This is a genomic window from Pseudomonas sp. PGPR N4 (genome assembly GCF_059693665.1).
The window spans coordinates 2091254-2105446 of the sequence record NZ_JCAUKV010000001.1; the positions used below are offsets into that span (position 1 = coordinate 2091254).

Sequence of the window (14193 nt, forward strand, 5' to 3'; positions counted from 1 at the left end):
CGCCTATGGTTCTGTATGCCATAGCCCTTGTCGAGAGCCCGCCCATGGACAGAATGCGCAGTGCCGTTGTGCTCGCCTTGCTCGCAGGCCTCGGCGGCTGCGGCGAGACCGCCAGCCTCAGAGTCGACGATGGCATCGGCCCCACACCGCAGTTACCGGCGCCAAACAAAACCCTGTTGCCAACCGTCAACGTCGCGCCGGCGGTCGGCTGGCCGCAGGGTGGCAAACCGGTTGCAGCGGCCGGCACTCAGGTTGCGCTATTTGCCGACCATCTCGACCATCCGCGCTGGCTGTATGTGCTGCCCAATGGCGACGTGCTGGTCGCCGAAACCAACGCACCGGCCAAGCCGGACGACGGCAAAGGCCTGCGCGGCTGGTTCATGAAACGAGCCATGTCCATGGCCGGTGCCGGCGTCCCCACCGCCAATCGCATCACCCTGCTGCGCGACCGCGACCATGACGGCGTCGCCGAAACCCGCAGCCGCTTTATCGAAGGGCTCAACTCGCCCTTCGGCATGGTGCTGGTAGGCAAGGACCTGTACATCGCCGACACCGACAAGCTGCTGCGCTTCGATTACGTGACCGATGCGTTGCAGATCGACGGCCGCGGGCAGAAGGTCACCGACCTGCCGGGTGGCACCCTCAATCACCACTGGACCAAGAACGTGATCGCCAGCCCCGACGGGCGCAAGCTGTACGTCACGGTAGGCTCCAACAGCAACGTGGCAGAGAACGGCATGCAGCAAGAGCAAGGCCGCGCGGCGATCTGGGAAGTGGACCGCGCAACCGGCAGCCACCGCATCTTCGCCTCCGGGCTGCGCAACCCGAATGGGTTGGCCTGGCAGCCGCAATCGGGGGCGCTATGGACGGCGGTCAATGAGCGCGACGAGATCGGTAGCGACCTGGTCCCGGACTACATCACCTCGGTCAAGGATGGCGGTTTCTACGGCTGGCCGTACAGCTACTACGGGCAGCACGTGGACGTGCGGGTGCAACCACAAGACCCGGCCAAAGTCGCCCAGGCGCTGGTACCGGATTACGCCGTGGGGCCACATACCGCTTCGCTTGGCCTGGCGTTTATCGAGCCAGGTTTGTTGCCCGCACCGTTTGGCCGTGGCGCGCTGATTGGTCAACACGGCTCGTGGAACCGCAAGCCACACAGTGGTTACAAAGTGATCTTTGTGCCGTTCGATGCGGACGGCAAGCCAGCAGGCCAGGCGCTGGACCTACTGAGCGGTTTCTTGAGTGAACAAGGTGAGGCAATGGGCCGACCGGTTGGCGTGGTCAGCGATCAGCGCGAGGGCGTGCTGGTAGCCGATGATGTGGGCAATGTGATTTGGCGTGTGAGCGCAGCAAAGCAATGAGAGCGCTGAGCAGCCCCGGCTTTTGACTTTCGCTCTTGATCTGCGCCAGCGAAGCGAGGCGTGCTCTTGATCTGCTTTTGATCTTGATCCACCGGCGACTCAGGAGGCCGAGCGCAGGTCTTGCGAAGGGAGGTGCCGGCCATGGATGGCCGGCAAGCGCTGCGGGCCAGGATGGCCCGTACAGCGCGGTCCTCCCGGGAGCAAGACCGGAGCGAGGGAACCCCGCAGCGTAGCGAAGGGGCCGGATGTGGAGCCCAGCATTTTTTTGGTTACTTTTTTGGGGCGTTTGCCAAAAAAGTGACTCGCCGTAAGGGCGAAAGGGGCCCGCAAGGCCACCACAGAGAATGGATAAGCACGCAGCACCAGTGAACGACCAGAGATCACCGGGGCCGCTACGCAGCCCTTCGCGGCTAACGGCCGCTCCCACAGGGACGCGTAGATCGCTAATTCAGGGATTCTGCGCCAAATGCCCAGCCGGCAATACTCGCTTGGCCTGCAAATACGCCTTGGCCCAATAGCTATTACTCAGATAATCCAACCGCACAGTCCCGCCAGTCCGCGGCGCATGCACAAAGCGCCCTTCCCCGACATAGATCCCGGCATGGCTAACCTGCGAGCCGCCCCCGGTAGCAAAGAACACCAAATCCCCCGACTGCAGCGAATTGACATCAATGCTAGGCGCCCGCATCACAATCATCTCGCGAGTCGACCGCGGCAAGCTGATACCAGCAGCATCCCGGTACACATAGCCAATCAGCCCACTGCAATCAAACCCCGAATCCGGCGTATTGCCGCCCCAGCGATAAGGCGTGCCAACCAACCCGATAGCCCGGAACAACACATCCGCCGCAACCGGCGAAGAGCTGGGTTGTTGATTGAAGGTGATTTGTGGCTGAACCACAGGTGCCGGTGCCGGAGCACGGCTGGAGCAGGCAGCGAGCATCGCCACCAGCGAAAGAAATGCGAAGCGCGCCACTGTCACCATGGCTGAAACTTCCTGTAAGAGGCCGATCGACCGCAGTCGAAAAGAGTTGAGAAATTAGATTAGACGCTTTCTGTAAATGCGCACGGCGGCGAGCTTTTTAAGCATCGCCGCCGTGCGAATATAGCAACTGGCTATCAGTTACGCGAGATCATCGTTGGCGCCATGGCCAGGGCGCGCTTGGCCTCGATGAAGGTCTTGCTCCAGTAACGATCCTGGAGATTATCGATACGCACACCACCGCTGCGACGGCTGCTCGAGTGGATGAACTGATTGTCACCCAGGTAGATGCCGGCATGGCTTACGCGACCGCGGCCGTTAGTGCTGAAGAACAGCAGGTCGCCTGGCTTGAGCTTGTTGCGGGCTACTTTCGGTGCATCGACGTTGATCATCTCGCGGGTCGAGCGTGGCAGGTTCATGCCAGCCTCTTCGCGGAACAGATAACCGATGAAACCGCTGCAATCGAAACCGGACTTCTCCGAAGTGCCGCCAAAGCGATAGCGGGTGCCGATCAAGGCCATGCCGCGCTCCAGGATGCTGTCGGCAAGGACTGGCAACTGGTAAGGTTTGCTGCTGGAGAACGCCTCGAGGTCTTCGTCGGTAGCCATTGGCTCTTCGCCGAAGACCGAAGAAGCGGAAGGTTTGATCAGGTCCGCAGAATGTGCGGCAACCTGTGGGTGATCCTGGGGCTGGGAAACCGGGCTATGCGCCGCGCAGCCAAAAAGCAGGGTCACAAGTGCGAGTGGCACGAGGGGTGCGAAGTGCTTGAGCATGTGCACGACCGTGTCTTTAGTTCTAAAGGAGGCTGCGACTATGCCTTCTATCAGGGTCATTTGCAAATTTTATCGAAAAAAATGTGACTTTTCCGTTTTTACGCTGTAGCCCGCTGGTTTCAGGGCTTTACCAGCCCAGCGTTTCTTTCAGAAAAGGGATGGTCAGCTTGCGCTGAGCCTGCAGCGAGGCCTGATCAAGCCGCTCGAGCAGATCGAACAACGCACTCATGCTGCGCGCGCCGCGGGTGAGGATGAAATGGCCGACCTCGTCGGTCAGGTGCAAACCGCGGCGCGAGGCACGCAGTTGCAGGGCGCGCAGCTTGTCTTCATCGGACAGCCCGCGCATCTGGAAGATCAGCGCCAGGGTCAGGCGCGACTTGAGGTCGGCAAGCTTGATCGGCAATTCGCGCGGCGAACTGGATGCGGCCAGCAGCAAGCGTCGGCCGCTGTCGCGCAGGCGGTTGAACAGATGGAACATGGCCTCTTCCCAGTCGGCTTTACCAGCGATCACATGCAGATCGTCGATGCACACCAGCTCGTACTGTTCGAGGTGATCGAGCAGCTCGATACCGCGATCGAGCAACTGCGCCAGGGGCAGGTAGACCGCCAGCTCTCCGCGCTGCTGGAAACGCTGGGTGGCAGCCTGCAACAGGTGGGTGCGACCCACACCCTGCTTGCCCCATAGGTAGATGAGGCTCTCGGTCCAGCCGGCGTCGGCTTCGCACAAGCGCTCGACATAGCCCAGTGCTGCGGCATTGGCGCCCGGATAGTAGTTGATGAAGGTGGCGTCATCTCGCAGACGCACACCCAGGGGCAACTGGATCGGTTTCATGCTGGGCTGACGGTCACGAGGACCACGGGGCCTTGGAGGAAAGTCTGCAAAGTCTATACCTGCAGCGCGGGCGGCACAATCAGGGCCGGCGAGAGGGCAAGTAAAATCAAGGGCTTGCACCGAAGCGGGGCTGTACTCGCAGCCCCCTCCCCCGCGTTAAAGCTGAGGGTCTTCTTCGCCGCCGTACAGGTCCGACTCCTTGTACATCTCGTGGGCATGGCGCAGCAGCACCATGATCACCGCGGCTACCGGCAAGGCCAGCAGGACACCGGTGAAGCCAAACAGCTCACCGCCGGCGAGGATGGCAAAGATCACCGCCACCGGGTGCAGGCCAATCCGGTCGCCTACCAGCAGCGGAGTCAGGACCATGCCCTCAAGCGCTTGGCCGACCATGAACACAGCAACGATACCCAGCATCGGATAGAGATCACCGCCGAACTGGAACAGCCCGGCAATCAACGCCGCGCCAATGCCGATAATAAAGCCCATATAAGGCACGATCGCAGCAAGGCCGGCCAGCAGGCCGATCAACAAGCCAAGCTCCAGGCCGACCAGCATCAGGCCACTGGCATAGATCACCCCCAGCGCCAGCATCACCAGCAACTGCCCACGAACAAATGCACCTAGCACTTCGTGGCATTCACCTGCCAGCTCGACGATCTGTGCCTCGCGCTGACGCGGCAGCAGGCTGCGCACTTTGGCCATCATCAGGTCCCAGTCACGCAGCAGGTAAAAGCCCACTACCGGGATCAGCACCAGGTTCGCCAGCCATGCAAGAAGGGCCAGGCTCGACGCCGTGGCCTGACTCAGTACCGCACTGACAATGTCGGTGGTCTGGCCCATATGCTCGCTGATGGCGGCCTTGATCTTGTCGAACTTCCAGAAACCATCGGCCAGGCCCAGGCGGCTTTGCACCCACGGCAGTGCCACATGCTGCAGCCAGTCGAGCATCTGCGGCGTCAGCTCATACAGGCGTACCAGCTGCTTGGCCAGCATCGGGATCAGCACTAGCAGCAAGGCCATGAAGATCAGCGTGAACAAGGCGAACACCACCACTACGCCCCAAGTGCGAGACAGACCCGCCCGCTCCAGGCGGTCGACCAACGGGTCAGCCAGATACGCCAGAAGGATGCCGACCAGAAACGGCGACAAGATGTTGTGCAGGCTATACAGCAGTACCGCCACTACTAGGGCCACGCCCAGCCATACCCAGCGACGCTGATCAGTCATCATGTTCATGTTTTCTCTTACCAGGCAAAGCGCAAGCCATCGAAAGGTTTTGCTGCCGGAGCTTGCGCAGCCCCGGCTGGTTCATTTGTAACAGGGGCTGCAGGTGCGGCGGCGGCCGGTTCGGCTGGCAGTTCACGGAGTTTGGCCAGGCCCAGCTGGGCGCGCAGTTGCTCGCGGTTGCCGCTGACCTGATAGGTCAGCTTGTCGCCATCGGCCAGTTGCAGGCGCGGACCGTAGGGTTCGAGCACGCGGCTGAGCTCTGCATAACGTTTGAGGTTCATGCCTTGTACCTGCACCAGCAGCTCGCTGCTGGCACCCGGTCGAGTAACATAGCGCGGCGCCAGACGAGTACTCACCGCCAGCATCACCGCGTCGGCCAAGGCAGCCTGATCAGCGCCTTCGGCATCGCCTTGCTCACGTTGGTCACCCAGCCACAGCTGCCATTTGCCCTGCCACTTGCCGTCGGCTTCACGAGCGTGCACGGCCAACAGCGCATCGGCAGCGTAACGCTCGGAAGCTTCGCGCAGCGCGCTCGGATCCTTGCCTTCCAGCTGCTTGGCATTGGCGACCAGTTGCTCCTGCAGGTCGGCCAACGGCAAGCGCAGCGGCAGGCCGCGATGTTGCGCAGCGCGGCGTAGCGGCTCAGCGGCGCTCTGGCCATCGCCGACCAGGCTGCTGCCGTCGACGCTGTCGTTCAACCACCAGCTGAGGATCGACGGCCGATTGCTGCCCCACAAGGCCAGGCCAGCCTGACGCAAGGCACGCTCGGTACTGCCTGCGTCAAACTCGACCAGCACGCTCTCGGGCGGGCCGGCCTCGTTGCCAACTTGATTGATGATCTGTTGCGGGTCCTTGCGCAGCGCGGCCAGGGCTGGCGACTGCGGCGCCTTCGGATCGCCGGTCAGACGCAGGATCAACGTGTCGAGCGCACGTGCTGTGGCCTGGGAGCGGGCCTCGCTGCCCTGGCCTTCGACCGTTTCACGTACTTGATAAAGCCCGGCAACACTTTCGGCTTGGGCCGCACTGGCCAGCAAGGCGAGGCAACCGGCAGCCAGGTAATTGAGAAGACGCATGGAGGATTCCTGTCCAGATGAACGAGGGCGCGGAGCCTGTACCTGCTGGCTGTGACCGCAGCGCCTGTCGATCGCTCCGTCCGCCGGCAATTTTGTCCCCGCGCCATACCTATACCTTATACAGCGACCGGTCAGGCAACCAGTCGCGGCCCATGAAAGGATGTTTTTAAACATTTACCGCCCTGCCCGTCGGCCTGAGGATGGCCGCTGCCCGGCAACCCTGATAAAATCGCGCGCCTTCGCAGACCAGTGACGAACAGGCAGCCGCCGCTGCAACAGCCGGCCTTGGCCGTCGCGGTCGTTTTTCCGTATCCCTACCTCTAAAGGCCTGGATCAATGAGCAAGCAACCCTCCCTGAGCTACAAAGACGCCGGTGTAGACATCGACGCCGGCGAAGCACTGGTCGAACGCATCAAGGGCGTGGCCAAGCGCACCGCACGCCCTGAGGTCATGGGTGGCCTGGGCGGCTTTGGCGCCCTCTGCGAGATCCCGGCCGGCTACAAACAGCCGGTGCTGGTCTCCGGCACCGACGGCGTCGGCACCAAGCTGCGCCTGGCACTGAACCTGAACCGCCACGACAGCATCGGCCAGGACCTGGTCGCCATGTGCGTCAACGACCTGATCGTCTGCGGCGCCGAGCCGCTGTTCTTCCTCGACTACTACGCCACCGGCAAGCTCAACGTTGACGTTGCAGCGACCGTGGTAACGGGTATTGGTGCCGGTTGCGAGCTGGCTGGCTGCTCGCTGGTCGGTGGTGAAACCGCCGAGATGCCTGGCATGTACGAAGGTGAAGACTACGATCTGGCCGGCTTCTGCGTCGGTGTGGTCGAAAAAGCCGAGATCATCGATGGCTCGAAAGTCGCCAGCGGTGACGCCTTGATCGCCCTGCCTTCGTCCGGCCCGCACTCCAACGGCTACTCGCTGATCCGCAAGATCCTCGAAGTCTCCGCGACCGACATCGAGAGCACCCAGCTCGACGGCAAGCCGCTGGCCGACCTGCTGATGGCGCCAACGCGCATCTACGTCAAGCCGCTGCTCAAGCTGATCAAGGACACTGGCGCCGTCAAGGCCATGGCCCACATCACCGGTGGTGGCCTGCTCGACAACATCCCGCGCGTCCTGCCGAAAAACGCCCAGGCGATCATCGACGTGGCCAGCTGGCAGCGTCCGGTAGTGTTCGATTTCCTCCAGGAAAAAGGCAACGTCGACGAGCACGAAATGCACCGCGTCCTGAACTGCGGCGTGGGCATGGTCATCTGCGTTGGTCAGGACCAGGTCGAAAACGCCCTCAACGTGTTGCGTGCAGCCGGTGAGCAGCCATGGGTGATCGGTCAGATCGCCGATGCCGCCGAAGGCGCACCTCAGGTCGACCTGCAGAACCTCAAGGCGCACTGATGCCGGGCAAGACCTGTAATGTTGTGGTGTTGCTGTCGGGTTCCGGCAGCAACCTGCAGGCGCTGCTCGACAGCTGTAAGCCAGACGGTCCGGTGCGCATCTGCGCAGTGATCTCCAACCGCGCCGATGCCTATGGCCTGGAACGGGCCAAAGCGGCCGGCATCGCGACTGCGGTGCTGGAGCATCAGGGTTTCACCGGTCGTGAGGCATTCGATACAGCGCTGATGGCGCTGATCGACGGCTTCACCCCGGACCTGGTGGTGCTCGCCGGTTTCATGCGCATCCTCAGCGGCGGTTTCGTGCGTCACTATCAAGGCCGCCTGCTGAATATCCACCCTTCGTTGCTGCCCAAGTACAAAGGCCTGCATACCCACCAGCGCGCCCTGGAAGCGGGTGATGGCGAGCACGGTTGCAGCGTGCACTTTGTCACCGAGGAACTCGATGGCGGGCCTCTGGTCGTACAGGCAGTGGTTGCGGTGGCAGCAGATGACACCGTGCAAAGCCTGGCAGCCCGGGTTCACCACCAGGAACACCAGATCTACCCGCTGGCGGTGCGCTGGTTCGCCGAAGGACGCTTGCGTCTGGGCGAGCACGGTGCGTTACTGGATGGCCAGCCGCTGGCGGCCAGCGGTCACTTGATTCGTCCCTAGGAGATTTTATGCGTCGCGCCCTGCTGATGGCTCTCGCCGTGCTTGCCCTGCCTCTTCAGGCAGCTGATCTGAAGCCCTTCTCGGCCAGCTACACCGCCGACTGGAAGCAGCTGCCCATGAGCGGCACCGCCGAGCGTAGCCTGGTGAAGAATGCCAACGGGACCTGGAGCCTGAACTTCAAGGCTTCGATGATGATTGCCAGCTTGACCGAGCAAAGTACCGTGCGGGTGGACAAGGATGCGTTGTTGCCGCAGACCTACCACTTCGAACGCGGTGGCCTGGGCAAGGCAAAGAAAGTCGACCTCGACTTTGACTGGGCGAGCAAGAAAGTCACCGGTAGCGACCGTGGTGATGCGGTGAGTCTGCCGTTGAATCGTGGCGTGCTGGACAAGTCTTCGTATCAGCTGGCACTGCAGCATGACGTGGCGGCGGGCAAGAAGAGTGTGTCGTATCAGGTCGTCGATGGCGATGAGATCGATACCTATGACTTCCGGGTTTTGGGCACTGAGAAGGTGACTACCAAGACTGGGCAGGTCGATGCGATCAAGGTCGAGCGCGTGCGTGATCCTAGCCAGAGCAAGCGGATTACCGAGCTTTGGTTCGCCAAGGATTGGGATTATCTGCTGGTGCAGTTGCGTCAGGTTGAGACTGATGGCAAGGAATACGTGATCGTGCTGCAGGATGGTACGGTTGATGGGCGGTCGGTGAAAGGCAATTGATTTTGTCTTGAGCTGAATCCGCTGTGAAAGGACCCCACTTTGATGTGGGGTTTTTTATGGGTTGAATATGAGTGCGTTTGCGCTGGACCTGGGGGCTTACCGAGAGTGTCCATCAGAACGATGGAGCTCATCGGTGAAAGACTCCTCAGCTGTAGTGCATCGGTTGTCGGCTTTCGCTGGCCTACGGGCAACGCGTGGTTTTTTCGCCGGCCGCTGGCCCGGGCGGATGGCCCAAAGATGGGCGTTCTCACGCAGGCGTTCCTGGATATGAGGCGGTCTGTCGGCCAAAGTGGTCAGCGGCGGGATGGGTTTTCCGGGTAGCCCTGCTTCGCGGATGATTTTTGGCCAGCGCGGTTTCCAGCACAGTAGCAGGCTTAGCCAGTGGCTTAGGCCGAGGATGAGGAAGGCGGGCGAGATAAGAACAAGGCCTAACTTGATGATCCGCGAAGAATGACGAAAGATTGCGGCAGGCGCTCGCGCAAGCCGGAGTTGCCGCCGACGGCGGCGTAGCGCGGTGGCAGAATGGTGAAGCTGCGGATGCAGCTGACTGCAGGGCCTGCGGCTAACGGTACGCTGAGGGCCTCGCAGGCAGCCTGATTAATAGCGAAGAGCTTGTCCATGCTGATCATGGTGGCGTCCTTTTCAGCGTCTGCAAGCGTCGCCGATAGGGTCGATGAGTTGCCGACGGGGCGGGGGGCGGGCCGCGTTTTTTCACGGCTTTTGTTGCCTGCCAACCATACCGAGCTGACGCTTTTCAGGGGCCTGGACGGTTTCTGATAAGGGTGTAGGAAAGTTCGCTACCCAAGGCAAAGGGCTGCCCAGCCGGACGCCTGATCCCGCCGCACAAGAACCAAAGCCAGCGCTGCCCACAGCAACAGTGAGCAGTTCAGAAATAGCCAAGGGCGCTGCGTAGCCGCTTCCGTCCGGCCCTGCGCCCGGCAAGGCTGCTCAGAAAGCGCACGATCCTAGGTCGATGAAAAATCCTTCATGCCGAGTTTATTTACTTAGCCTGCTAATAAACCCTATAACTAAGTCCTGCGACACTCTGCCGCAGCCAACTCAAAGTGGAGTTTTCAACGATGACAGTCCAAGTAACCGAACGCGACGAATCGAAAATGTCCCATGAAGGCCTGGCCGCCGGTGTGCGGATCTGGGACGTCCACCAGCAAGGCGAACTGGTGGGCATGTTCCACCAGGAACACGAAGCCCAGCAATACCGCGCCGAACTCGAAACCCTCGAGAACCAGCGCCAGCAATAACCCCTGTATCGATCAACGCGCCTGGCAGTTTCCCCACCAGGCGCCGCATGAAAAAGGGCTGCCAAGCAGCCCTTTGTAACTAAATACACCACCCGTGACGGGCGTTACCACATCAAATCATCAGGAATCTTGTAAGCCGCATACGGATCATCCTCATCGGCCTCCTCGACATGCGTGTTGAGCAACAGAATCCGCCCAGGATCACGCTCCTGAATCTTCACCGCCGCCTCCCGCGGAATCACCTCGTAACCCCCACCCAACGCCACTACAGCCAACGAGCCATTGCTCAGTTTGCTGCGCATCAGCGCGTTCACCGCAATCCGCTTGACCTTCTTGTCGTCAACGAAGTTGTAGTAATCCTCGGTGGTCAACTTGGGCAGGCGGGTCGCCTCGATCAACTGCTTGACCTGCGCCGCCCGGGCCTTCTGCTCGGCCTTCTCCTGCTGCTGGCGATTCAGTTCCTGGTCACGCTTGGCTTTTTCCGCCATGGCCTCTTTGGCCAGACGCTGCTGGGTGTCGTCCACCTCGACCTGGCCTTTTTGTTCCAGGCGCTTCTGTTTCTTTTCTGCTTTGTTGGTCTGCTGGACCTGCTTCTGGTTAACCAGACCGGCCTTGAGCAATTGGTCGCGAAGGGAAAGGCTCATGGATGTTCACTCACTTATGCAACAGCTCAGCCGCAGCTGGGCAGGTTCTTTTCTTGGCGTTTGGCTTCACCCCAAAGGGCGTCCAATTCATCAAGGTTACAGGATTCGATAGGCTTGCCGCTGTCGCGCAAGGCCTGTTCGATGAAGCGAAAACGCCGCTCGAACTTGCGATTGGCGCGACGCAGGGCGTTTTCCGGGTCTTGCTTGAGATGGCGGGCGAGGTTGACCGTGGCAAACAGCAGGTCACCGATCTCGTCTTCCAATGCATCGGCATCATTATCCGCCATGGCCTGCAGCACTTCATCCAGCTCTTCACGGACCTTGTCCAGCACCGGCAGCGGGTCGGGCCAGTCGAAGCCGACCGTGGCCGTGCGCTTTTGCAGCTTGGCGGCGCGTGACAAGGCCGGCAAGGCTGCGGGAACGTCGTCAAGCAATGACAACTGCTCGGGCACGCTGTGTTCGGCGCGCTCCTGGGCCTTGATCTCTTCCCAGCGCGACTTGACCTGGGCTTCGCTCAGGCTCGGCGTGTCCAGCGGCGCGTACAGCTCGCCGGTGGGGAACACATGCGGGTGGCGGCGGATCAGCTTGCGGGTGATGCCGTCGACCACGCCGGCAAACTCGAAACGGCCTTCTTCGCGGGCCAGCTGGCTGTAGTAAACCACCTGGAACAGCAGGTCGCCGAGTTCACCTTGCAGGTGGGCGAAATCGCCCCGCTCGATGGTGTCGGCCACCTCGTAGGCTTCTTCGATGGTGTGTTGGACGATGCTTGCGTAGTCCTGCTTCAAGTCCCATGGGCAGCCATGCTGCGGGTCACGCAGACGGGCCATGAGGTGCAGCAGGTCTTCAAGGGTGTAAGTCATGGCAGGTCCTTCGGTTGGGCTCTTTCCGCGGCGGTCCGGCGTCCCGGTAAACCCACTCCCAGGGGCCCTGATCGACCTGTGGGAGCGGGATCACCGGGACGCCGGACCGCCGCGAAAGAGTCCCCGCGGTTCTAAGGAGTACGGTTACGCCGCGTCTCGATGATGTTGGGCAACTGCGAAATCCGCCCGAGCAGACGCCCGAGGGCATCCAGACCGGGGATTTCGATGGTCAGCGACATCAAGGCGGTGTTGTCTTCCTTGTTCGAGCGGGTGTTGACCGCCAGCACGTTGATCTTCTCGTTGAGCAGCACCTGCGACACATCACGCAGCAGGCCTGGGCGGTCGTAGGCGCGGATGATGATGTCGACCGGGTAGGTCAGCACCGGCACCGGGCCCCAACTGACCTGGATGATCCGCTCCGGCTCACGCCCGCTCAGTTGCAGCACCGAGGCGCAGTCCTGGCGGTGAATGGTCACACCGCGGCCCTGGGTGATATAGCCCACGATCGCCTCGCCGGGCAGCGGCTGGCAGCAGCCGGCCATCTGCGTCAACAGGTTGCCGACACCCTGGATCTGGATATCGGCACGCTTGCCGTTACGCACGCCAGACGGTTTGCGCGGGGTCAGCTCGATCTGCTCGATCCGTTCCGGCTCAAGCAACTGCTGGGCTGCGTTGACCAGATGCGCCAGGCGCAAGTCGCCGGCACCGAGCGCAGCAAACAGGTCTTCGGCGGTTTTCACGTTGGCTTTTTCGGCCAACCGATCGAAATCGACCTGAGGCAGGCCAAGCCTGCTCAGTTCGCGCTCGATCAGGGTCTTGCCGGCGGCGACGTTCTGATCGCGCGCCTGCAGCTTGAACCAATGGACAATCTTCGCCCGTGCACGCGAGGTGGTGACGTAGCCAAGGTTCGAGTTCAGCCAGTCGCGGCTTGGGCTGCCGTGCTTGCTGGTGATGATCTCGACCTGCTCACCGGTCTGCAGGCTGTAGTTGAGCGGCACGATGCGGCCGTTGATCTTGGCGCCACGGCAGTTGTGGCCGATCTCGGTGTGCACGCGGTAGGCGAAGTCAAGCGGCGTCGAGCCCTTGGGCAGGTCGATGGCGTGGCCGTCGGGGGTAAAGATATACACCCGGTCAGGCTCGATATCGACACGCAGCTGCTCGGCCAGGCCGCCGATGTCGCCCAGCTCTTCGTGCCACTCCAGCACCTGGCGCAGCCAAGAGATCTTTTCTTCGTAGTGGTTGGAACTGGCCTTGACGTCGGTGCCCTTGTAACGCCAATGCGCGCAGACGCCGAGCTCGGCTTCTTCGTGCATGCCGTGGGTGCGGATCTGCACCTCGAGCACCTTGCCCTCCGGGCCGATCACTGCGGTGTGCAGGGAGCGGTAGCCGTTTTCCTTGGGGTTGGCGATGTAGTCGTCGAATTCCTTGGGAATGTGCCGCCAGAGGGTGTGGACGATGCCCAGGGCGGTGTAGCAGTCGCGGATCTCCGGGACCAGCACGCGCACGGCGCGCACGTCGTAGATCTGGCTGAACTCCAGGCCTTTGCGCTGCATCTTGCGCCAGATCGAATAGATATGTTTCGCCCGGCCACTAATATCGGCGTTGACGCCGGTGGCCAGCAACTCGTTCTGCAGCTGGTTCATCACATCGTTGATGAAGCGCTCGCGGTCCAGCCGGCGTTCGTGCAGGAGCTTGGCGATCTGTTTGTACTGGTCAGGCTCAAGATAGCGGAAGGACAGGTCCTCCAGCTCCCACTTGATATGCCCGATACCCAGCCGGTGCGCCAGTGGCGCATAGATGTCGAACACCTCGCGGGCCACGCGCAGGCGTTTTTCTTCATCGGCGGCTTTCACCGCACGAATCGCGCAGGTGCGCTCGGCCAGTTTGATCAGGGCGACGCGCACGTCGTCGACCATGGCCACGAGCATCTTGCGCAGGTTTTCGACCTGCGCCTGCGAGCCGAGCACCAGCGACTGGCGCGGGCTCAGGCTGGCACTGATGGCGGCCATGCGCAGCACGCCGTCGATCAGCTTCGACACTACCGGGCCAAAGCGTTGACCGACCTCGGCCAAGGTGACCTTGCCTTCACGTACCGCGCGATAGATCACCGCCGCGACCAGCGAATCCTGGTCGAGTTTGAGATCGGCGAGGATCTCGGCGATCTCCAGGCCGGCCTGGAAACTGGACGTACCGTCCGCCCACGAATGCTTGGCCGGGTTGCCCTTCTTCTCGACTTCCTGGGCGAACTCGCAGGCTTCTTTCAGGTTCACCCGGTCCAGCGCCGAATCGACGCTCACCACATGATCCAGCCACGCTTCGAGATTGATACTGCCGTCGCTGTTGACCGGCTGGTGCACTCTCACCTGTACCATCTTTGCTTTACCTTTCCATACAGCGCAGCCCACGGCCGCA

14 protein-coding genes are annotated in these 14193 nt (G+C 61.6%); 5 read left to right on the top strand and 9 right to left on the bottom strand.

Going from position 1 to position 14193, the window contains the following annotated elements; translation table 11 throughout:
* Nucleotides 1-44 precede the first annotated feature (44 nt).
* Nucleotides 45-1364, top strand: a complete 1320-nt coding sequence (locus tag AC58X1_RS09395) for a PQQ-dependent sugar dehydrogenase (RefSeq protein ID WP_497428734.1) — start codon at nucleotides 45-47, stop codon at nucleotides 1362-1364.
* 448 nt (nucleotides 1365-1812) lie between these two features.
* Here the strand turns inward: AC58X1_RS09395 and AC58X1_RS09400 are convergent, their stop codons facing one another.
* From AC58X1_RS09400 to AC58X1_RS09420, 5 genes are all read right to left on the bottom strand, one after another.
* Entirely contained in the window at nucleotides 1813-2349 is a 537-nt protein-coding gene (locus tag AC58X1_RS09400) for a C40 family peptidase (RefSeq protein WP_181108265.1), read from the bottom strand.
* A gap of 134 nt (nucleotides 2350-2483) precedes the next feature.
* Nucleotides 2484-3119, bottom strand: coding sequence for a C40 family peptidase (locus AC58X1_RS09405; protein WP_101321739.1), 636 nt, complete (start codon nucleotides 3117-3119; stop codon nucleotides 2484-2486).
* A gap of 127 nt (nucleotides 3120-3246) precedes the next feature.
* Nucleotides 3247-3951 carry a DnaA regulatory inactivator Hda gene (hda, locus tag AC58X1_RS09410; RefSeq protein ID WP_101321740.1) on the bottom strand — a complete coding sequence of 235 codons (705 nt, stop codon included), beginning with the start codon at nucleotides 3949-3951 and terminating at the stop codon, nucleotides 3247-3249.
* Between the two features lie 156 nt (nucleotides 3952-4107).
* Nucleotides 4108-5181: an AI-2E family transporter gene (locus tag AC58X1_RS09415; protein ID WP_497428790.1), complete on the bottom strand. Its 1074-nt coding sequence runs from the start codon at nucleotides 5179-5181 to the stop codon at nucleotides 4108-4110.
* A 17-nt stretch (nucleotides 5182-5198) separates the two neighbouring features.
* Nucleotides 5199-6254: a DUF2066 domain-containing protein gene (locus AC58X1_RS09420; RefSeq protein WP_497428735.1), complete on the bottom strand. Its 1056-nt coding sequence runs from the start codon at nucleotides 6252-6254 to the stop codon at nucleotides 5199-5201.
* Between the two features lie 336 nt (nucleotides 6255-6590).
* Between AC58X1_RS09420 and purM the strand changes: the two genes are divergently transcribed.
* Genes purM through AC58X1_RS09435 form a run of 3 tightly spaced genes read left to right on the top strand, consistent with a single transcriptional unit; the run spans nucleotide 6591 to nucleotide 9018 of the window.
* Nucleotides 6591-7649, top strand: a complete 1059-nt coding sequence (gene purM, locus AC58X1_RS09425; protein ID WP_101321742.1) for a phosphoribosylformylglycinamidine cyclo-ligase — start codon at nucleotides 6591-6593, stop codon at nucleotides 7647-7649.
* Nucleotides 7649-8299, top strand: coding sequence for a phosphoribosylglycinamide formyltransferase (gene purN, locus AC58X1_RS09430; protein WP_101321743.1), 651 nt, complete (start codon nucleotides 7649-7651; stop codon nucleotides 8297-8299). The genes purM and purN overlap by 1 nt, the downstream gene beginning before the upstream one ends.
* An 8-nt stretch (nucleotides 8300-8307) precedes the next feature.
* On the top strand, nucleotides 8308-9018 hold the full coding sequence (locus AC58X1_RS09435; protein ID WP_101321744.1) for a DUF3108 domain-containing protein: 711 nt from the start codon (nucleotides 8308-8310) through the stop codon (nucleotides 9016-9018).
* 428 nt (nucleotides 9019-9446) lie between these two features.
* Here the strand turns inward: AC58X1_RS09435 and AC58X1_RS09440 are convergent, their stop codons facing one another.
* Complete coding sequence (locus AC58X1_RS09440) at nucleotides 9447-9647, bottom strand: hypothetical protein (RefSeq protein ID WP_497428736.1); 201 nt, start codon at nucleotides 9645-9647, stop codon at nucleotides 9447-9449.
* A gap of 450 nt (nucleotides 9648-10097) precedes the next feature.
* Between AC58X1_RS09440 and AC58X1_RS09445 the strand changes: the two genes are divergently transcribed.
* A complete protein-coding gene (locus tag AC58X1_RS09445) occupies nucleotides 10098-10277 on the top strand; it encodes a hypothetical protein (RefSeq protein ID WP_101321746.1) in 180 nt (59 codons plus the stop codon).
* A gap of 104 nt (nucleotides 10278-10381) precedes the next feature.
* Here the strand turns inward: AC58X1_RS09445 and AC58X1_RS09450 are convergent, their stop codons facing one another.
* The 3 genes from AC58X1_RS09450 to relA form a co-directional block, all read right to left on the bottom strand.
* Nucleotides 10382-10921: a DUF2058 domain-containing protein gene (locus AC58X1_RS09450; protein ID WP_101321747.1), complete on the bottom strand. Its 540-nt coding sequence runs from the start codon at nucleotides 10919-10921 to the stop codon at nucleotides 10382-10384.
* A 26-nt stretch (nucleotides 10922-10947) separates the two neighbouring features.
* A complete protein-coding gene (gene mazG / locus AC58X1_RS09455; protein WP_101321748.1) occupies nucleotides 10948-11781 on the bottom strand; it encodes a nucleoside triphosphate pyrophosphohydrolase in 834 nt (277 codons plus the stop codon).
* Between the two features lie 131 nt (nucleotides 11782-11912).
* Nucleotides 11913-14153, bottom strand: coding sequence for a GTP diphosphokinase (relA, locus tag AC58X1_RS09460; RefSeq protein WP_101321749.1), 2241 nt, complete (start codon nucleotides 14151-14153; stop codon nucleotides 11913-11915).
* Nucleotides 14154-14193: the final 40 nt, after the last annotated feature.

Excerpts from the sequence above, each read along its gene's own strand:
- AC58X1_RS09400 (WP_181108265.1), bottom strand. The coding sequence starts at position 2,349 with ATGGTGACAGTGGCGCGCTTCGCATTTCTTTCGCTGGTGGCGATGCTC.
- AC58X1_RS09435 (WP_101321744.1), top strand. The coding sequence starts at position 8,308 with ATGCGTCGCGCCCTGCTGATGGCTCTCGCCGTGCTTGCCCTGCCTCTT.
- AC58X1_RS09415 (WP_497428790.1), bottom strand. The coding sequence starts at position 5,181 with ATGACTGATCAGCGTCGCTGGGTATGGCTGGGCGTGGCCCTAGTAGTG.
- mazG (WP_101321748.1), bottom strand. The coding sequence starts at position 11,781 with ATGACTTACACCCTTGAAGACCTGCTGCACCTCATGGCCCGTCTGCGT.
- AC58X1_RS09405 (WP_101321739.1), bottom strand. The coding sequence starts at position 3,119 with ATGCTCAAGCACTTCGCACCCCTCGTGCCACTCGCACTTGTGACCCTG.
- relA (WP_101321749.1), bottom strand. The coding sequence starts at position 14,153 with ATGGTACAGGTGAGAGTGCACCAGCCGGTCAACAGCGACGGCAGTATC.
- AC58X1_RS09420 (WP_497428735.1), bottom strand. The coding sequence starts at position 6,254 with ATGCGTCTTCTCAATTACCTGGCTGCCGGTTGCCTCGCCTTGCTGGCC.
- purN (WP_101321743.1), top strand. The coding sequence starts at position 7,649 with ATGCCGGGCAAGACCTGTAATGTTGTGGTGTTGCTGTCGGGTTCCGGC.
- hda (WP_101321740.1), bottom strand. The coding sequence starts at position 3,951 with ATGAAACCGATCCAGTTGCCCCTGGGTGTGCGTCTGCGAGATGACGCC.
- AC58X1_RS09445 (WP_101321746.1), top strand. The coding sequence starts at position 10,098 with ATGACAGTCCAAGTAACCGAACGCGACGAATCGAAAATGTCCCATGAA.
- AC58X1_RS09450 (WP_101321747.1), bottom strand. The coding sequence starts at position 10,921 with ATGAGCCTTTCCCTTCGCGACCAATTGCTCAAGGCCGGTCTGGTTAAC.
- AC58X1_RS09395 (WP_497428734.1), top strand. The coding sequence starts at position 45 with ATGGACAGAATGCGCAGTGCCGTTGTGCTCGCCTTGCTCGCAGGCCTC.
- AC58X1_RS09440 (WP_497428736.1), bottom strand. The coding sequence starts at position 9,647 with ATGATCAGCATGGACAAGCTCTTCGCTATTAATCAGGCTGCCTGCGAG.
- purM (WP_101321742.1), top strand. The coding sequence starts at position 6,591 with ATGAGCAAGCAACCCTCCCTGAGCTACAAAGACGCCGGTGTAGACATC.